This is a genomic window from Alcanivorax profundi (assembly GCF_003597125.1).
Lineage (GTDB): Bacteria > Pseudomonadota > Gammaproteobacteria > Pseudomonadales > Alcanivoracaceae > Alcanivorax > Alcanivorax profundi.
Genome location: NZ_QYYA01000001.1, coordinates 1121844 through 1140648, shown reverse-complemented (window position 1 = coordinate 1140648; position 18805 = coordinate 1121844). Strand labels below are relative to the sequence as shown.

General features: G+C 57.3%; 13 protein-coding genes. 9 read left to right on the top strand and 4 right to left on the bottom strand.

Features of this window, described 5'->3' with window-relative positions:
• Positions 1-13: 13 nt before the first annotated feature.
• The 3 genes from D4A39_RS05285 to D4A39_RS05275 are packed head-to-tail and all read right to left on the bottom strand — an operon-like array spanning position 14 to position 3784.
• A complete protein-coding gene (locus D4A39_RS05285; RefSeq protein ID WP_022986676.1) occupies positions 14-1156 on the bottom strand; it encodes a CaiB/BaiF CoA transferase family protein in 1143 nt (380 codons plus the stop codon).
• Between the two features lie 29 nt (positions 1157-1185).
• Positions 1186-1794: a hypothetical protein gene (locus D4A39_RS05280; RefSeq protein ID WP_022986675.1), complete on the bottom strand. Its 609-nt coding sequence runs from the start codon at positions 1792-1794 to the stop codon at positions 1186-1188.
• Between the two features lie 55 nt (positions 1795-1849).
• The gene (locus tag D4A39_RS05275) at positions 1850-3784 is read right to left on the bottom strand and encodes a neutral/alkaline non-lysosomal ceramidase N-terminal domain-containing protein (protein ID WP_233552412.1); all 1935 of its coding nucleotides are present in this window, start codon (positions 3782-3784) and stop codon (positions 1850-1852) included.
• Positions 3785-4093: 309 nt separating this feature from the next.
• On the opposite strand from D4A39_RS05275, the gene D4A39_RS05270 reads away from it, so the two are divergent.
• From D4A39_RS05270 to D4A39_RS05255, 4 genes are all read left to right on the top strand, one after another.
• Entirely contained in the window at positions 4094-5185 is a 1092-nt protein-coding gene (locus tag D4A39_RS05270; RefSeq protein ID WP_022986673.1) for an OmpA family protein, read from the top strand.
• A gap of 24 nt (positions 5186-5209) precedes the next feature.
• The gene (locus tag D4A39_RS05265) at positions 5210-6634 is read left to right on the top strand and encodes a thrombospondin type 3 repeat-containing protein (RefSeq protein ID WP_022986672.1); all 1425 of its coding nucleotides are present in this window, start codon (positions 5210-5212) and stop codon (positions 6632-6634) included.
• Positions 6635-6878: 244 nt separating this feature from the next.
• Positions 6879-8936, top strand: coding sequence for a transporter substrate-binding domain-containing protein (locus D4A39_RS05260; protein WP_022986671.1), 2058 nt, complete (start codon positions 6879-6881; stop codon positions 8934-8936).
• Between the two features lie 77 nt (positions 8937-9013).
• The gene (locus D4A39_RS05255; RefSeq protein WP_119917618.1) at positions 9014-9301 is read left to right on the top strand and encodes a sll1863 family stress response protein; all 288 of its coding nucleotides are present in this window, start codon (positions 9014-9016) and stop codon (positions 9299-9301) included.
• A gap of 86 nt (positions 9302-9387) precedes the next feature.
• Here D4A39_RS05255 and D4A39_RS05250 read toward each other — a convergent pair whose 3' ends face one another.
• Positions 9388-10326 carry an alpha/beta fold hydrolase gene (locus D4A39_RS05250; protein ID WP_119917617.1) on the bottom strand — a complete coding sequence of 313 codons (939 nt, stop codon included), beginning with the start codon at positions 10324-10326 and terminating at the stop codon, positions 9388-9390.
• A gap of 74 nt (positions 10327-10400) precedes the next feature.
• On the opposite strand from D4A39_RS05250, the gene D4A39_RS05245 reads away from it, so the two are divergent.
• The 5 genes from D4A39_RS05245 (at position 10401) to D4A39_RS05225 (ending at position 18796) form a co-directional block, all read left to right on the top strand.
• Positions 10401-11039, top strand: coding sequence for a hypothetical protein (locus D4A39_RS05245; protein WP_052017539.1), 639 nt, complete (start codon positions 10401-10403; stop codon positions 11037-11039).
• A gap of 73 nt (positions 11040-11112) precedes the next feature.
• Positions 11113-12909, top strand: a complete 1797-nt coding sequence (locus D4A39_RS05240; protein ID WP_119917616.1) for a M61 family metallopeptidase — start codon at positions 11113-11115, stop codon at positions 12907-12909.
• A gap of 105 nt (positions 12910-13014) precedes the next feature.
• Positions 13015-16899 (top strand): ATP-dependent RNA helicase HrpA, encoded by a 3885-nt coding sequence (hrpA, locus tag D4A39_RS05235; RefSeq protein WP_119917615.1) that lies wholly within the window; start codon positions 13015-13017, stop codon positions 16897-16899.
• A 126-nt stretch (positions 16900-17025) separates the two neighbouring features.
• The gene (locus tag D4A39_RS05230; RefSeq protein ID WP_022986665.1) at positions 17026-18156 is read left to right on the top strand and encodes a beta-ketoacyl-ACP synthase III; all 1131 of its coding nucleotides are present in this window, start codon (positions 17026-17028) and stop codon (positions 18154-18156) included.
• A 310-nt stretch (positions 18157-18466) separates the two neighbouring features.
• Positions 18467-18796: an HvfA family oxazolone/thioamide-modified RiPP metallophore gene (locus tag D4A39_RS05225; protein ID WP_022986664.1), complete on the top strand. Its 330-nt coding sequence runs from the start codon at positions 18467-18469 to the stop codon at positions 18794-18796.
• The last annotated feature ends 9 nt before the right edge of the window (positions 18797-18805 follow it).

The following is an 18805-nucleotide window of genomic DNA, read 5'->3' as shown; positions in this document are numbered from 1 at the left end:
GAGCGCAGGACGGTCAGTCCTGTTTTACCGCACCACTGGCGATCAGTTTGTCGATGGCGTCGTCGCTGAAGCCGGCGTTGCGCAGCACGGTAGTGCTGTCGGCACCGGCGGTGTTGGCAGGTTTCACCTCGCCACTGGCACTGCGGGAAAAGCGCGGTGTCGGGGCGGGTTGTACGCTGCCGTTCACAGTGACGAACGAGCCTCTGGCTACGTTATGAGGATGCGAAGGCGCTTCTTCAATGCTCAATACCGGCGCAAAGCACACATCGGTGCCTTCCATGAGCTCACACCACTCATCACGGCTTTTCTGTTTGATGACGTCCGCCAGCTTTTGTTTCATTTCCGGCCACTTGGGCGGGTTCATCTGGTGGCCGAAATCGTCTGCCGGCAGCTCGGCGATGCGACACAGTTCAGCGTAGAACTGGGGCTCGATGCTGCCGATAGAGACGTATTTTCCGTCGGCGGTTTCGTACACTTCGTAGAAGTGGGCGCCGGAGTCCAGCATGTGGGTGCCGCGCTGGTCGGTAAACAGTCCCTGGGATTTGAGCCCGTAGAACATGGCCATGAGCGCGGCCGAGCCTTCGACCATGGAGGTATCTACCACCTGGCCTTCGCCGGAGCGTTGGGCCTCCAGAGCGGCACACACCAGGCCGAACGCCAGCATCATGCCGCCGCCACCGAAGTCGCCCACCAGGTTAAGGGGGATCGCCGGTTTTTCACCGGAGCGCCCCATGGCGTGCAGGGCGCCGGAGAGGGAAATGTAGTTCATGTCGTGACCCGCGGCCTGGGCCAGCGGGCCAGTCTGGCCCCAGCCGGTCATGCGTCCGTAGACCAGTTTCGGGTTGCGGGCCATACACTGTTCCGGGCCAATGCCCAGACGCTCGGTGACGCCGGGGCGGAAGCCCTCGAAAATGCCGTCTGCGGTTTCGCAGAGTGTGAGTACCGTTTCGATGCCTTCCGGGCTTTTCAGGTCCAGTGCCAGGTTCTGGCGGTTGCGGAACAGCACGGTATGGCCGATGGCCGAGTGCGGGTTGCCGCCGGGGCGGTCAACGCGGATGACGGTGGCGCCCATGTCGGCCAGCATCATGCCGCAGAAGGGGCCGGGGCCAATGCCCGCCAGTTCGATAAAGGTCAGTCCGTGTAGAGGGCCTGTCATAGGGGGTATCCATTTGTCAGGAATCAGGATCAGGGAATCAGTTGTTGTTCCCTCAGCGTTTTGCGCAGCGCCTGACACTGGCTTTTGGCAATGGCAACGGTGTTGCTGGCCTCGTGGGTGGTGGCGATACCGGTCCAGATCGGCTTGCCTTGCCCGGAGATCAGCTCGGCTCCGTGCTGCCGCAGTGCATCCGGTATCTCTTCTTTTTCCAGCTTGCCACCAATGCCTACCTGCCAGGTGGGCTGGATGTTGTTGTTGTTCACATCCATGGGGTTGAGCTGGTTACCGGGCTGTGGGGGCTGCGCAGCGTCAATCAGCAGGTGGGTCAGTTCCACCATGAGAACTCTGTCCACTCCCTGCTTTTGCGCCCAGTCAAGGATGCGGTCTTTTCCGCCTTCGTACCATAACGGGATTTCCTGATGGCTGAGCAAAATGGTCAACGAATTGCCGGAAAATATTTCCTTGCAGGTGAGTTCCCAGGTTTCACGGATGTTGCCTTCCGGGGTGCGGGCCACCAGCAGGAGGGTATCGGTAGCGGCGTAGGTTTTGTCGCTGGTGTAGCGGGTGGCTACGTCGGTGGTGCTGGCGCAACCACTGAGCAGAACGGCGGGCAGCAGCACAGATAGCAGGGAACGCATGATGTCTCTCCTCGATCAAGGCGTTCAGTGTAGCAGTGCTGTGCCCGGCTCACAGCTATTGCAGTGCTGCAGACAACCGAACTTTGACCGGGTTGGCAGGCAGATGAACCGCCAGCTTGCACAGGCCGGTGTTGCTACCCTGTGCCGGGAACCAGCGAACCTGATAGCGGTGACCTGACGAGTGTGTCTCTCCGGTATCGAGCAGCTGCAGGGTGCCGCTTTCATCGGTGATGATTTGGTCCTCACAATGGGCGGCCAGCAACGGGGAATTCAGTCTCAGTTGCTCTGGAGGTTCCGCCACCAGCTGCGCTTCCCAGTAGGCGCCTGCCAGTCCGTCATCGGAATGATAGCGGGGCTTGCCAACCCAGGTGCGCTCGGGCAGCGGGGCATCAGTTGGTGCAGGAAAGTACTGTCGTGTACGCAGCCGGAAGTGTTGTTCGGCGGGGATGTCATTGATGTCCTGTTGCTGCATGTCCTGGCTCAGACGGGCGCTCTGGGCCATCAGGAAATCCAGTGTATGGGGACCATAGAGAGTGTGGCCGCCTTCGTAATACTGGTGCTGGTACTCCTGCGGGGTGACGGCATACCCGAAATAGCCGTTGGCGAGGCTTGAGACTTCGACCTTCCATGGCCGGTCGGCTGGCAGGGTCTCCATCACGGCTTCGCGTATGCGGTTACCGCTTTCAAGGGTGATCTCCCAGGGCAGTGGTACCAGTACCAGATCGTTGATCTGGATTACCTGGAGCAATGCCTGATGCGGGAATGCTTGCGCGGGTAACAGCAGCTGCAGTTTGGACAGCATCCATTGTTTGACACCCTGGCAGTGATCGGTGAAGAGCCGCCGGGGCCAGCCTTCCTGAAAATACGGCAGCCATGAGATCGGGAAGACTTCGTCCCCGTTGGCGGCGCCGACCACAGCGGCCCCTGTGATTGCCCGCTCGCACAAGCCAAAGCGTGCGCTATCGGTCTGTTCAAGCAGGTCCAGCTGGCGGCTGGCGGTTTTCGTTATCAGCGTGGGAGAGAGTTCGGGCTCCAGTTGGTGAAAGAGCTGTACAGCATGATTGCCCAGTGCTGTGCCGATGCGTTGTGCCTCTTTATCGCCTCGCAAATCTTCCTGCCAGGCCGGGTTGTTGTCTGCATGGGTCGCCTGGGCGGCGCCATGAATAAAGCCCGGCTGACGATCCACCAGTGCCTGCTCCAGTTGCTGGCTGATCCAGTGCCAGACATCGGCATGGTAGGGAGCGGTAAACGGAGGGATTGCGGTGCCATGAATGGAATAGAGCGAAAGGGCGCCCGCCGGGACAAAATGGTCCCCCTCTCGTTGATCAATCCGCAGCATGGTCATGGTCGGGTTGACGGCCTGCATGGCATCACTGTGTGGGGGCGTCACGAAATTGTTCTGCCAGGCCTCAAGTGAGCGATTGCGGGTATAGCCATACAAATCCGCCTGGCCGGTAGCAAAACGGGCGTCCTTTCGATTGGCATGGGCGGCGATGACGGCATCGGCAATCTGTTGGCTAAGGAACTCAAACAGCGCTGGGTCAAACCCGGGACGGTTACTGCCAAACACATTATAGAAATCGCTACCCAGGTATTGGCCGGGCCCGGAATGGGTGTGTGTGACCAGCAGGCTGAGACGGTCGGCAGTGACCCCGGTGGCTTCAATGAGCTCTGCGACGCGGTGATGCAGGGGCAATGAACCGCTGCCCAGATCCAGTTGCACAATGGCCAGTGGCGCCTGATCCGGGCCCTGCAAGTAGAACGCCCGGGCCTTTAAACGGGTGCGGAAACCATCTGCTTCTCTAGCCCAGGCGGAGTAGCCAAATTTTGGCAATCCCGGTGGCGGGGTGATGTCACGCTCGGCAATGCCTGCCTGGGCCTGGGGCTGTTTCTGATAGGGAAGGTGCTCATTGAGGCTGACGTTAAAAGACGTCACTGGGTAAAAAAGGAAAGGCCAGGCAGCATGCAAAATACCGCCAGACAAAGCCATAAACAGTATACCCAAGAGCATGAATAACCGGCTTTTTTGCACAGATTTTAACCCCTTTGGTTCTTGTGATGTGGGTGTTTGAGATATTAGTTGGTACTATCGTGCAACATTTGTGTCCGTGACACAAGCTTGCGTACGGCGGCGTTTCAAGGTGTTTCGATACGCAAAAAAACATCCAGAAACAGAAAGCACCAACAACGGATTGCACACAACATTTCAGCAACGCAACGCCACGGGATCCCTATTTTTTTTCCGCTCCCAGACTATTCCAATGATTGCACAGATCATTCATACCCAAGGGGGGTAGTCATGAACGGAAGCATTCGATTTACCAGTCTGGCTCTTGGTGTGGCCTTGGCGACCCAGTCGCTGGCTGCCGAAGACAGTCAGGAAACCACCCGCCAGTACGTCGCGCCCATGCTGCACTATCTGGTACTTGATGAGGACCGTGACCTTTCCCGCAACGGTTTGGGTGCAGGCCTTATTTATGGTCGCGAAATTTCTGAGCACTGGTGGTGGGAAACGGAAGGCGCTGGCTATGGCCTGGACTCCGGTCTCGACGGTGATTCTGATTTTTATCAGTACACGGTGACCACCGGTATCGCTTACGCCTTTGGCGACCGCAAGAGCTTCACGCCATTTGTGCTGGCTCAAATCGGTGGTATCTACAACGACGTGATTCCTGACGACGATGATGGCATTGATTTGCATGCCAATGTCGGCTTGGGTGCTGTCACCGGCGAGCTGTTTGATAACGGCCTGAAGCTCCGTTTTGATGCTCGTTACATGTATGACGATTTCGATGGGGCATCAGGTTCCGCGTCAGAGGGTGAAGGTGGTTTCAACGACTGGCGTTTCTCCCTTGGCCTTGAAGTGCCTCTGGGTCGCACCAAGACGGTGGAAGTTGAGAAGGTCGTCTACGAAACCCGTGAAGTCGAGAAGGTTGTCGAGGTGGTCGCGGCCGACAGCGATGGCGATGGGATTGCGGATAATCGTGACAAGTGTCCGAACACCATTGCCGGGGGCAAGGTCGATGGCGACGGTTGCTTGCTCACTAATCAGACCATCACGTTCAACAACATCGGTTTTGAGTTGAACTCCGACAAGATCACGGCGACCTCCCGCCCTGTGCTGGACCGACTGGTCAAAGCACTCTCATCCCAGACTAACTTCGATGTTGAAATCGCAGGCCATACTGATTCAAGCGGTAGTGCCGATTACAACGAAGGTTTGTCTGATCGTCGTGCCAAGGCGGTGCGTCAATATCTGATCGATCAAGGTGTAGCAGCCGAGCGCTTGACCGCTCGAGGCTACGGTGAGGTGGTTCCTGTGGCGAGTAACGAGACCGCATCCGGTCGAGCCATGAACCGTCGTGTTGAATTCCGCGTTAGCGAACAGTAAGGGGATAAGGATATGAACTCGCAAATGAAAATACTGTTTGCCATTTTGCTTTCGGCGATGCTGGGCATGGGCCTGGCGGGCTGTGAAGCTGATGGCGATGGAAGCAGCAATGGTGGCGGTAACAACCCTGTTAACCGTACAAACGACCAAGACAATGATGGTGTGCCGGATGACGTGGACAATTGTCCCGCAATCGCAAACGCCATGCAGGAAGACCAGGACAACGATGGCATCGGTGATGTCTGTGATGACGACCGTGATGGTGATGGTGAAGACAATGACACCGATAACTGTCCGCTGGTAGCCAACCCTAACCAGGAAGACACCGATGGTGACGGTATTGGTGATGCCTGTGACCAGAATAACGATCAGGACGGTGACGGCATCGACGATGGTGAAGACAATTGTCCTACCGTGTTTAATCCTGAGCAGGGTGATGTTGACAACGACGGTATCGGAGATGTCTGTGATGACGACGCCGATGGCGATGGCGTTGATAACACCAACGATAACTGCGTGTACACCGCAAACAACGATCAAGCTGACATTGATACCGACGGTGTTGGTGATGTCTGTGATGATGACCGTGACGGCGACACCATCCTCGACGTCAATGATAACTGCATGAATACCCCCAACACCGATCAGGCTGACCTGGATGTAGACGGTATTGGTGATGTTTGTGACGACGATCGTGATGGCGATGGTGTACCGAATGACACTGACAACTGCCCGTTGGCGGCCAATGCCGACCAGGCTGACAGTGATGGCGATGGCATCGGCGACGTCTGTGATGGCGGTACCGGCAACCCGACTGACACTGACGGCGATGGCATCCCTGATGCGACCGATAATTGCCCGGCAATCCCCAACGCTGATCAGGCCGATGGCGATGGTGACGGCAAAGGTGACGTTTGTGATGATGACGGTTTCACTTGCTCTGCCGGTACTACATACCAGCCGCTGACTAGCGCCAATTACACGGCTGACAGCTCTGTGCTGGGTGTTTGTCTGGGTTGCTCTGTCGATGACGAAGGCAACGCCATTGATGAAAATAATGCCACTTTTGCCCAGATCAACATTGGTGCTGCCCTGGTTTATGGTGGCGGTTATGTGAAAGCGGTAGCCAACGACCCGAATACTGATATCAGTGATAGCGTTGTTGGATTTGTGGTAAGCGATCCTTCATCACAACTGCTCAATCTGGAGCTGCTGGGTAATTTCACCACCATTCGTTTCTTCAACGATGGCGTGGAAGTGGACAGTGCCACCGTTGGCGGCGGCCTGCTGGATCTGGATCTGCTGGGCCTTGGAGCCAGCTCGGATCAGCGTTTCATCGCTGCCCCGGCGTCCAGCCAGGCGTTTGACTCCATCCAGTTGGACTACGCAGGCTTTGTCAACGTAAATAAAGCCTTCCGAGTGCATGATATCTGTGTCGGAACGCCCTGATCGGTAAGATCGATTCAGGAATAGAGGGGCCTTCGGGCCCCTTTTTTTGCCTGTCATATTGTCAGGCTCCAAGCGGGGGCCGGAATTTTGGCGGCGGGCTTTTATCGTATGGGTAGGGGATTTCGTCCTTTCCCATTTGCGCTGGCCCTCGGAGGCGCTACCCTGAGCTTGAGGTAGAAGACAATCCGGGGGAGTAATGCATAAGGTTCTACAATGCTGCCTGTGTATATGCGCAGGGTTACTGATGGCATGTGACTCAAGTGAGCCGGAGGTGGGGGAGGCTGTTGCCAGTTTCAAAAACTATCAAGAGACCGGTGATCTGGATGCCTTGCGTGAGCATGGCTATATCCGGCTTCTGGCGCCTCGCTTCGACGATCCAGCCGGACTGCCCCGTGACGGGATTCCTGCCAGCCAATATCAGGTCCAGGCTGAAGCCTTTGTGGAGAGCCTCGGCTTGCAACCGCGTTGGGTCTATGCCGACAATTTTGATGAGCTGGGTGCCCTTTTGAATGCCGGTGATGCAGATATCATTGTCACCAACTATTCGGTCACCAAATCACGCCAAAAAACTCTCGCCTTTTCCACGCCGATCAATGCGGTGCAAGAGAAACTGGTGCTACCAGCCAGTCGCAGTGGCCAAACACTGGCCGAGATGGAATCACTGGTCATTTCTGTCCCGCAAGGCAGCGCCTATCAAGAAACCGCAGAAAAGCTGGCTAAACGCCATTCTCATGTCCAGATCGAGGTCCTCGACGGTAATCTGTCCGATGAAGATCTGGTGCAATCAGTAGAATCTGGTGAGCTGGCTTCGACAATAATCGATAGCAATATGCTGGATATCCTGCTGACAGAAGGGGGAGAGGTGGTTGCAGGGCCGGTGGTTAACCGAAAGCGGAGAATCGCCTGGGCAGTACGCCCCTCCAGTGAACAGTTACTGGCAGAAATCAACCAGTACATAACCAGCGAGCGAGTCACCAGTTCACTGGCGCAGCCGGTTACCCGAGACTGGGAAGCGATACGTAAGAACAGTGTCCTCAGAGTGATCACCTCCAATAATCCCGCCAGCTATTTTATGTGGCGCGGCGAGTTAATGGGTTTTGATTACGATCTGATCAAGAACTTTGCCAAGCAACATAAACTTCGCCTGAGTGTAGTGGTGCGGGATACTCCTTCTGCCATGTTCAGCGCCTTGCAGGCGGGGGAGGGGGATGTCATCGCGGCATCCATGACGGTGACCCCGGAACGGGAAAAGGCCGGCTGGCTCTTCTCAGAGCGCTATCTGGATATTAATGAGCAGCTAATTGGTCCAGCAGGGCAAGGGTCCTTCACCAGTCTTGATCAATTGGCCGGAAAAACCGTCGCGGTAAATCCCGAAACGGCTTACTACGATACCCTCAAAGCCCTGCAGAAGGGGGGGCTGAATTTCACTATAGAAGCCGTCGAGGGAGCAAGTACAGAAATGCTGATAGACGCTGTGGCCAGTGGCGAATATGCGCTCACCATGGCAGACAGTCATCTGGCTGCCATGGAAGCCACCTACCGCGACGACATTGAGGTGTTGTATCAATTCGAGCCTGCCAAGCAAATCGCCTGGGGCCTGCGGCAAGAGCAGAGAGGGCTGCGGAAGGCGTTGAACAGCTATATTCGCAAGCACTATCGGGGTTTGTTTTACAACGTCACGTATAACCGCTATTTCAAGGAAAAGAAAACTATCCGGACGCATCAGGAATACCGGGTTGAAGCCGGGCGGGACATCTCTCCCTATGATGAGTTGGTGAAAACAGAGTCCCTGAAGTATGGACTGGATTGGCGACTGATTACTTCCCAGATGTATCAGGAGAGCCATTTCAATCCCAAGGCCCGCTCGTTCGCTGGTGCACAGGGGTTGTTGCAAGTCATGCCTCGCACCGGTCGCCAGTTTGGCTACAGCAATTTGACCAAGCCTGAGAATGGTGTCGGTGCAGGGCTGGCGTATATGGACTGGCTTGAGCAGCGTTTTCCCGCGCGTCTTGATTTGGCTGAGAAGCTGTATTTTACGCTTGCGGCGTACAATGCAGGCCATGGTCATGTAGAGGATGCGCGTCGATTGGCTCAGCGTATTGGTAAAGACCCTGACAAGTGGTTTGGTCACACCGAAAGCGCCATGCTTCTGCTTGCCAAACCACAATATGCACGGCAAGCGCGCTACGGCTATGTAAGGGGCGCCGAGCCGGTAAAATATGTGCGCCAGATCAAGAATCGCTATCTGGGTTATGTGGCGGTACTTGATCCGGCTCAGGGTGAGCCTGCAGTTTCACAGTGATTTTACATTGCTGCCATGGAAATGCTGCGGATCCCCCCCCATGATCAGGGGTACCCATTCATTGAAAGGAGTTTGTGATGGATCGCAATACTTTCATCGAAAAAGTGAAAGGCAAGCTGGACGAACTGGATAACGAGTTCGACAAATTGCAGATTAAGGCTGACAAGGCCGGCGAAGATGTACGCCATCAGTGGGAAAGCCGCAAACTGGAGCTGAAAGAAAAGCGACAGGAGTTGCAATCCCGCCTGGATGAAGTGCGTAATGACAGCAATGCACGCTGGGAAGAGGTGAAGGACAGCGTGGAGAAGACCTGGGACAGCACAGTTGCAGGCCTCAAGGACATCAAGAACAGCTTGTTCAACTAACGAATCAAGTCTTTCGCCGCAACAAAAAACGGGCCATCAGGCCCGTTTTTTTTGGCTGGCCTATTCTCGCCACTGGACGGGAAGTTTCAGTTTCCCAGCCCTTCCAACCGTTCCAGCCACTCTCCAATCGCTTGATGGACCTCATCGCGGCACTCGTCATTGAGGATTTCATGCCGTCCTGTAGGCCAGAAGTGCGCTTTTACCGGTTGCTCCATGGCGTGCAACACGTTTTCCAGTGCCATCATTCCCTTACCCATATTGCTCATGGGATCGGCTTCTCCTCCGAGGAGCAGCACGGGGAGGGCTTCGGGAATCTCGGAAAGTGACGCAACACTGTGCACCTGACGCAGGCCCTGCACCAGCTGCAGCCAGGTTTCGGTACTGCAGTCAAAGCCGCACAGCGGGTCTTCAATGTAGGCGTTGACCTCGGCGGGCTCTGCACTAAGCCAGTCAAAATCGGTTGCTGGTTCAGGGACCTGGCCAGCCCAGGTGCCGAAGGTCATTTTGCGAATCAACGGGCTGCTGCCGCGGCCGCCGTTGCGGATTCGCGCCAGCCGGATGGGAAGCTGCATCAGACGGTAATAGATTCCGGGGTGATAATCGCTGCCGCACAGGATCAGGCCGGCCAGCGATTGTGCCGTTTCCGTTTCTGCCACGGCCAGCGCGATGAATGAGCCCATGCTATGACCGCCAAGCACGCACGGCAGGCCGGGGTGGCGTTCGCGGGCGAGAGCAACCACATCTGCCGCATCGTTGACGACGTTTTGCCACCCGTGGTGATCGCCAAAGTGGCCTTGGGAGCAGTGGTCAGCGATGCTTTGACCGTGGCCTCGGTGATCCGGGCAATACAGGTGCCAACCCCGATTGTTCAGGTAGTGCGCCAGAGCACCGTAGCGTCCACCATGCTCCGCCATGCCGTGAAGCCAGACAATCACCCCCTTGGGGACGGCCACATCGGAAGGCCAGTGGTGAATGGCTACAGTATGGCTTTCGTTGGTGGTGTGAAGCAGGCGTTCTTGGGTCATAATGTGCTCTCCGGATGCGTCGCCAGCCTGTGCGAACGCCATGGCAAGGTCAAGCAGATCTAATGAGGATGGATATGATAGCAAGAATAACAGCCCTCCTTGTGACACTGGTAAGCGCGGTTTTTCTCAGCGCCTGTGTCACTTCCCACAACACGGATGTCACCAGCTCGTCACGGGTCAAGGGCCATGCGCCCGGTGATCACGTTAACAAGGTACTGGTGATTGCGCTGGTGGATCAGCCGAATATCCGTACAGCAGTGGAGGGACGTCTGGTTGCGGCCCTTCAGGAGCGCAAGGTCGAGGCGACTGCCTCTCTGCCGGTGCTGGGTGCGGACTATGGCAAGGGCAAGGACCGTAAGGAAATGGCCGCAGACATTGCTGCCCGGGGGTATGAATCTGCCTTGGTGGTGACCCTGATCGATGTGAAAGAAGAAATGCACTACACCCAGGGCGGGATGAACTACGCCCCGGATATCGCAGTGCAGGGTGCCATGGGCCAGACTTTCTATGTGCGTCAGAGTGCCGTATACGAGCCCGGCTATTTCAGTAATGACAAGAAGTACTTCCTGGAGTCGAACCTGTACCAGCTCGACCCGGAAAAGCTATTATGGTCGGCCAAGACCACCACGGTGAACCCGGCCGATCTGGAAGCTGGCACGACCGGTGTGGCCAAGGCGGTCGTCGACCGCATGGCCAAGGATGACATGATCTGATCCAGAATCATGCATCACCAACCGGGGGCTATGCCCCCGGTTTTTGTTTGTGAAACCCTCTGCAGGAGTCCCCATGATTGAGTACCGGATTCGCCCCCTACGCCCGCAAGCGCATTTGTTCGAAGTCACGCTGACGGTGGCGAACCCGATGCCTGAGGGGCAGGCATTCAGCATGCCTGCCTGGATTCCTGGCAGTTACATGATCCGTGATTTTGCCCGTCACCTGGTCCATGTTGAAGCCAGCAGCCAGGGCGAAACCCTGCCGGTAGCCAAGGTCGACAAACAGACCTGGCAGCTGCCGCCCTGCGAGGGGCCCGTACAGATTCACTATCACGTGTATGCCTGGGACCTGTCTGTCCGGGGTGCACACCTGGACACGACCCACGGTTATTTCAATGGCACCTGCGTGTTCCTGGCACCCATGGGCCACGAAGATCAGCCCTGCGAAGTGGAGATCGAGGCCCCGGAGGGCCATGCCTATGCCGGATGGCAGGTGGCGACCGGGCTACAGCGATTGTCGGGGTCCGAACTGGACTTTGGCCGTTTTCGTGCCGATAACTATGACGCCCTGATTGATCATCCGGTGGAAATGGGGCCGTTCGATTACGCCAGCTTCGACGCTTGCGGCGTGCAGCACTGGGTGGTGCTTGCCGGGCGTCATCATGCTGATATGGCGCGGCTGTGTCGCGACCTCAAGCCGATTTGCGAACACCATATCCGCATGTTCGGCGAGCCGGCGCCCATGGACCGGTACGTGTTCATGACGCTGGTTACGGGCAATGGTTATGGTGGCCTGGAGCATCGCAATTCCACCAGTTTGATGTGTGCCCGGGACGACCTGCCCAAACGCACGGATGATCCGGCCAAGGTACGCGAGGGCTATCGCAACTACCTGGGTTTGTGCAGCCACGAGTACTTTCATACCTGGAACGTGAAGCGCATCAAGCCGGCTGCATTCACCCCGTTCGATCTCTCACAGGAAGTGCACACCGAACTACTGTGGGCGTTTGAAGGCATCACCAGCTATTACGATGACCTGTCACTCACGCGCACAGGACGGATTTCGCCGCAGAGCTATCTTGAACTGCTGGGGCAGACCATGACCCGTGTCTACCGCGGACAAGGCCGTCACCGGCAGACAGTGACAGAGTCCAGCTTTGACGCCTGGACCCGCTTCTACAAGCAGGACGAGAATGCGCCCAACGCCATCGTCAGCTATTACACCAAAGGTTCCCTGGTGGCACTGGCGCTTGACCTGACCCTGCGAAACCTCACCGGTGAGAAAAAGTCTCTGGATGATCTGATGCGCCTGCTGTGGGAGCGCTATGGAAAAACCGGTGAGGGTGTGCCTGAACAGGGCATTCAGCCGCTGGCAGAAGATATTGCGGGTTGCGATATGTCAGGCTTTTTTGAGCAGGCCTTGTATAGCACCGAAGATTTGCCCCTGTCTGAAATGCTGGCCGAGCGTGGGGTGGAATTGCACTGGCGCAGTGCTGCCGGGCATGGCGATAACGGCGGCAAGCTGGGCAAGGACGGTATCCCCAATCTGGGGGTGCGTTTGTCGGCAGACCCGCTCGGCGCGCGGATCGCGGTGGCATTCGAGCAGGGTGCTGCCATGGCAGCAGGTTTGTCTGCCGGGGATATCATTATTGCGGTAGATGGCCTGCAGGCCACCGCCGCTAACATCGATAATTTGCTGGCCAATTTCCTGCCCGGCGAAACAGTGGAATTGCATGCATTCCGCCGTGATGAATTGATGACATTCCAGGTCAAGGTGAGCCCCAGCGAACCGAGCACCGCCTACCTGACCATTGCCAAGGGCGGGCTGACCGAGAAAGGGAAGGCGTGGCTGCATGTTAGTGAAAAGTGAACAGTTAACAGGGAATAGTCCAAACCTGACGTCGCGGGTGCAGCCGTGCTGTCATCACTGTGCGTGTTCGCGCGCTGTTAACTGTTAACTATTCACTGTTCGCTCATGCCTCTGAACTCGTTGTACACCCAGCTTAAAACCGTCCGCCAGGCCGATCGCTTTCGTTTGAAAAAGCGCATCGATGGTCTGGCGCGTTTGCCGGTGGAAAAGCGCAGTGCCAAGGCGGTGGAGAATGTCGCGCTGGCGATGGCGGCGTCTGTTGCCAACCGTGAACAGCGGTTGGCCGCCGTGCCCGTTCTCGAATGGCCAGACCTGCCGGTGGTGGCGAGCCGGGAAGAGATCAAGGCGGCGATTCGTGATCATCAGGTGGTGGTGATTGCCGGGGAAACCGGTTCCGGGAAAACCACCCAGCTGCCCAAGATTTGTCTGGAATTGGGCCGGGGGGTAGAGGGCACCATCGGGCATACCCAGCCACGACGTCTTGCCGCCCGTGCGGTGGCCAGCCGGGTTGCTGAAGAGTTGAAATCCCCTCTGGGCTCCACGGTGGGGTTCAAGGTCCGTTTTGCCGAGCAAGTCAGTGACACCAGCCTGATCAAGGTGCTTACCGACGGTATGCTGCTCAACGAGATTCAGCAGGACCGTTTCCTCAACCAGTACGACACGTTGATCATTGATGAGGCTCACGAACGCAGCCTCAATATCGATTTCCTTCTCGGTTACTTAAAACAATTGCTGCCACGTAGTCCGGACCTGAAGGTGATCATCACCTCCGCCACCATCGACCATGCCCGTTTTGCCGAGCATTTCGCGGGGGCACCGGTTCTGGAAGTGTCTGGACGGACGTATCCGGTAGAGATGCGTTACCGGCCCCCCGGCGACGGGCAGGAACTGTCCCGGCAGGTGGAAGAGGTGCTGCAGGAGATCCAGCGGGAAGAGCGGCAACAGGGGCTACCCCTGGCCCGTGATGTGCTGGTGTTCCTCGCCGGTGAGCGTGATATTCGCGATGTGCACCATCATCTGAAACATTGCGAGTTCAGGGATACCGAAATACTGCCGTTGTATGCCCGCCTGAGCCAGGCAGAGCAACACCGTATTTTCAGCGCCCATCGGGGGCGCCGGGTGGTGCTGAGCACCAATGTGGCGGAAACCTCCCTGACGGTGCCGGGCATTCGTTATGTGATTGATGCCGGTACAGCACGCATCAGCCGTTACAGCGTACATTCCAAGGTGCAGCGGTTGCCGGTGGAACCGGTAAGTCAGGCCAGCGCCAACCAGCGGGCAGGGCGCAGTGGGCGAATCATGCCGGGTATCTGCTTCCGGCTTTATAGCGAAGAAGACTTCGTTGGCCGTCCTGAATTTACCGATCCTGAAATCCAGCGGACCAATCTGGCTGCGGTGATTTTGCAGATGGCGGATCTGCGGCTGGGCAAGGTAGAAGACTTTCCTTTTATCGAGCCGCCGGATGGCCGCCTTATCCGTGACGGTTACCGCATGCTGGATGAGTTGGGCGCGCTCACCCCGCAGCAGTCCCTGACCCCGCTGGGGCGGCAACTTGCCCGTTTCCCGCTGGACCCAACCCTTGGCCGGATGCTGGTCGCGGCTGCGGATCGCAAGGTGCTCCGCGAAGCGCTGATTGTGGTATCCGCCCTGGGGGCACAGGACCCGCGTGAGCGCCCGCATGACAAGCAGCAGCAGGCTGACCAGGCGCATCAGCCGTTTACCGACAAGCAGTCGGATTTCCTGTTCTACGTGAAATTGTGGCACTGGGCAGAACAGCAGCGTGAGGCGCTGAGCCGCAATCAGTATGAAAAGCTGCTGAAGAAGCATTTTCTGTCGCCCACCCGCATGCGGGAATGGCGCGACACTCACCGCCAGCTGTTGTTGCTTTGCAAGGAGCAGGGCTGGGAGCTGAACAAGGCGACTGACAATGACTCTGGTGTAGACGACGGGATCTATGGGCCACTGCATCAGGCACTGTTGAGCGGGCTGGTGTCCAACGTGATGCAGCGAACGGAAGAGGGCGAGTGGCTCTCTACCCGTAACCGTAAACCTCTGGTATGGCCGGGATCCAGCCTGTCAAAAACCAAGGCCCGCTGGCTGATGGCGGCAGAACAGGTAGAAACCAGTCGGTTATTCGGCCGCACGGTCGCGCGGGTTGAACCGGAATGGGTAGAGGCCGCTGCGGCACATCTCATCAAACGCCAGTATTTCGAACCCCACTGGTCGAAGAAACGCGGCTGTGCCATGGCCAAGGAACAGGTCAATCTGTTCGGTCTGATTCTGGCCAGTGGTCGCCGGGTGAACTACGGGCCGATCCAGCCACAGGAGTCCCGTGAGTTACTGATTCGTGAGGGGTTGGTCATGGGGCAGCTGACCCGGGAGCCGCCGTTCGTGCGTGCCAACCGAGAGTGTTACCAGGCCCTGGAAGCCATGGAGCACAAGCTACGCCGCCGTGACATCCTGGTGGACGAAGAGGCCCGTGTGGCGTTCTACGACGAGCGCTTGCCCGATACGGTCAATACCGTCGCCGGACTGATGAGCTGGTACAACAAAAAGGCCAGCGATCAACAGAAGCAAGCGCTACTGATGGATGAGGACTTCCTGCTGTCACGCAGCCCGGATCTGGCCGACGGTCAGTTCCCCGATGTCCTGGCTCTGGGGGAGATTTCGTTGCCTCTGGAATACAGCTTCGACCCCACCGGGGACCGCGATGGGGTGTCACTGGTGGTGCCTCTGGCGGTGCTCAATCAGGTGCCGGAGGCGCGGCTCGACTGGTTGGTGCCCGGGTTGCTCAAGGAAAAGCTGGAAGCCCTGATTCGTGCCTTGCCCAAGTCTCGCCGTCGTCATTTTGTGCCCGTGCCCGATTATGTGGCAGCCCTGATGGACACCCTGACGCCGGATGAGCCCTTGTTGCCGGCGATGACGCGCGAGCTGCAACGCATGAGCGGGGTGCGCATCGAGCTGGAAGAATGGCAGGTGGACGGGCTGTCTGATCACCTGCGGATGATGGTACGGGTGGTCGACAGGCTGGAGGGCAAGGCCAAGACCCTCGCCCAGGGGCGCAGTCTGTCCGAGGTCAACGCGCGGCTGGATGGGGTCCGTGCGGAGCTGCCCGAGCCAGAAACCGAGGCGCCGCCCTTGTCCGGGCAGGAGTGGCTCTTTGGCCCCTTGCCGGAAACCGACCTGCGGGAGCTTGGTGGGATGACGCTGCGGCGTTATCCCGCCCTGGCGGATGAAAAGGACACCGTAACACTGCGTTATCTGGATGACCCGGCGCTGGCCATCTGGACCCATCGCTGGGGCTGCGCCCGGTTATTGGGCTTCAAGTTGTCTGTTCAGCTTCGCGATCTGCGCAAGCAGGCGTCGCAGATGCCAGGGTTCCAGAAACTCAAGAGCGAAAAAGGCGCGATGGCACGTCATGCGCTGGACCATGCGCTGTCGCGATTGCTGGCTGAGCATTTTCGTCTTGATGAACCGGTGCGTGATGAGGCCGCGTTCAAGGCCCGGCTGGATACCCACCGAGGGGATTTCGTGCCCTGGGCCAGTGAACAGTTGGCTGGCATCGGTCAGGTCTTCGATCAGTACCGCCAACTGATGGGCAAGCTTGAGAAAAACTTCCCGCTGGCCTGGGCCCATGCTCACCGGGACCTCAAGGATCAGTTTGCGGAACTGTTTGGCGACGCATTCCTGTTGGAGGTGCCCTGGGAGAGTCTGCAGGAGTACCCTCGCTATCTGGCAGGCATCGCGCATCGGCTGGACAAGCTGGGAGGGCAGATTGGCAAGGATCGCACTGTGACGGCGGAGCTGGAGGCATACCGCAAACAGTACCGGACCCGTGCTGCCGGGGCGCCATTATGGCAGCAGGCCCCCCCGCTTCAGCACTTTTTCTGGATGCTGCAGGAGTACCGGGTCAGCGTGTTTGCCCAACAGCTTGGGACGCAGGTACCGGTTTCTGCCAAGCGACTCAACAAACAATGGGAAGAATGTTGACTTTATCCGTGGGGTAAATGGCGGAACCGCCCTTTGCGCCCACGGCCCTGAATCCGGATAATCGACCCATTCCCAATTTTCCGGGGGGAGGCGGTGGCCTTCCTCTTCGAGTGCGAGGACTCGCTTGTGAGCTATTCTGTTGTCATTTCCGGGACCGGCCTGTGGACGCCGGAGCAGATCATTACCAATGATGAATTGGTGGCATCTTTCAACCAGTATGTTGAGCGTTTCAATGCCGAAAACGCAGATGCCATTGCAGCAGGTGAAGTCGCCGCGCTGGATCCGTCCAACTCTGCGTTTATCGAGAAAGCTTCCGGAATCAAGCAGCGCCATGTGATCAACAAGAGTGGTGTGCTGGATCCGGATCGCCTGGCGCCCAGTATTCCGGAACGTGCCGATGACGAGCTTTCCCTTCAGGCTGAAATTGCTGTTAATGCAGCGAAACAGGCGCTGGAAAATGCCAACCTGACCGCCAACGACCTGGATGCTGTGCTGGTGGCCTGTTCCAATATGCAGCGCCCGTATCCGGCCATGGCCGTGGAAGTTCAGGATGCGCTCGGTATGCAGCATGGCTGGGGCTATGACATGAATGTGGCCTGTTCCAGTGCTACCTTCGGTATTCAGGCTGCTGTTGATGCCATTCGTAATGGCAGTGCTCGGCGTGTGCTGATGGTAAACCCGGAAATCTGTTCTGCACATCTGGCCTGGGAAGACCGTGATTGCCATTTCATCTTTGGTGACGTGGCCACGGCTGTGATTCTGGAGCGCCAGGAAGACGCTACCTCTGACAACCAATGGGAAGTGCTCGGTACCCGCCTTCAGACCAAGTTCTCCAGCAATATCCGCAACAATTTCGGCTTTCTCAACCGTGCGGACGAGACTGGAGTCGGGGCCCGGGACAAGCTGTTCCGTCAGGAAGGACGCAAGGTCTTCAAGGAAGTCTGTCCCATGGTGGCAGAGCAAATTACTTCTCATCTGGCTGATACCGAGATTGCGGTGGGTACCGTTAATCGTATGTGGCTGCATCAGGCGAATCTGAGCATGAATGAACTGATCGCCAAACGTGTTCTGGGGCGGCCCGCCACCCGTGAAGAGGCCCCGGTCATTCTTGATGATTACGCCAACACCAGTTCTGCAGGCTCTATTATCGCTTTCCACAAATACAACGGAGATCTCCCCGCTGGCAGCCACGGCGTAATCTGCTCGTTTGGCGCTGGGTACTCCATTGGCAGTGTGATTGTGAACCGCATCAAGTAAGTAAGCGCAGCTGCAACTCCGGGCTGTGCTGCGAGTCACGAGTGACGATAAACGAACATCATCCCCTGATGCTGGTCACTCGTGACTCGGAAATCGGTACTCCATGCCCCCCTTGAGCACAGCCCCGGGGCTGCTCCTTCATGTTTTCCTCAAATTAATGGCCTTTCTTCCGTAACGTTTACCTCTTGGTTGCATCTCTATATTGTCTGGTACAGGCGCTACATAAATAAACGCCTGAACCGTTGCCCCAAATGCCTTCCGGCCCGGGGGATGGTGTCGGACATTCAATAATGACGTATGGAGACTCAAGATGGCTAAGCTGACCAAACTGAACCCCCTTGCAGCGACTGTAGGTGCTGCTGTTATCGCCAGTGCCATGGCTGCTCCGGTAGCCACTGCTGCAGAGAATCCCTTTGCCGCTTCTGACCTGAATGCCGGATATCAGTTGGCTGGACACCACGCAGAAGGCAAGTGTGGCGAAGGCAAATGCGGTGAAGACAAAGGTGCAGAAGGGAAATGTGGTGAAGGCAAGTGCGGTGAAGATAAAGCCGCAGAAGGTAAGTGTGGCGAAGGCAAGTGTGGTGGTGACAAAGGTGGTGAAGGGAAATGTGGTGAAGGCAAGTGCGGCGGTGATGCATAGGGCTGCGCT

Coding starts and splice junctions, on each gene's coding strand:
- D4A39_RS05285 (WP_022986676.1), bottom strand. CDS start 1,156: ATGACAGGCCCTCTACACGGACTGACCTTTATCGAACTGGCGGGCATT.
- D4A39_RS05250 (WP_119917617.1), bottom strand. CDS start 10,326: ATGACCCAAGAACGCCTGCTTCACACCACCAACGAAAGCCATACTGTA.
- D4A39_RS05240 (WP_119917616.1), top strand. CDS start 11,113: ATGATTGAGTACCGGATTCGCCCCCTACGCCCGCAAGCGCATTTGTTC.
- D4A39_RS05265 (WP_022986672.1), top strand. CDS start 5,210: ATGAAAATACTGTTTGCCATTTTGCTTTCGGCGATGCTGGGCATGGGC.
- D4A39_RS05260 (WP_022986671.1), top strand. CDS start 6,879: ATGGCATGTGACTCAAGTGAGCCGGAGGTGGGGGAGGCTGTTGCCAGT.
- D4A39_RS05255 (WP_119917618.1), top strand. CDS start 9,014: ATGGATCGCAATACTTTCATCGAAAAAGTGAAAGGCAAGCTGGACGAA.
- D4A39_RS05225 (WP_022986664.1), top strand. CDS start 18,467: ATGGCTAAGCTGACCAAACTGAACCCCCTTGCAGCGACTGTAGGTGCT.
- D4A39_RS05280 (WP_022986675.1), bottom strand. CDS start 1,794: ATGCGTTCCCTGCTATCTGTGCTGCTGCCCGCCGTTCTGCTCAGTGGT.
- D4A39_RS05275 (WP_233552412.1), bottom strand. CDS start 3,784: ATGGCTTTGTCTGGCGGTATTTTGCATGCTGCCTGGCCTTTCCTTTTT.
- hrpA (WP_119917615.1), top strand. CDS start 13,015: ATGCCTCTGAACTCGTTGTACACCCAGCTTAAAACCGTCCGCCAGGCC.
- D4A39_RS05270 (WP_022986673.1), top strand. CDS start 4,094: ATGAACGGAAGCATTCGATTTACCAGTCTGGCTCTTGGTGTGGCCTTG.
- D4A39_RS05245 (WP_052017539.1), top strand. CDS start 10,401: ATGATAGCAAGAATAACAGCCCTCCTTGTGACACTGGTAAGCGCGGTT.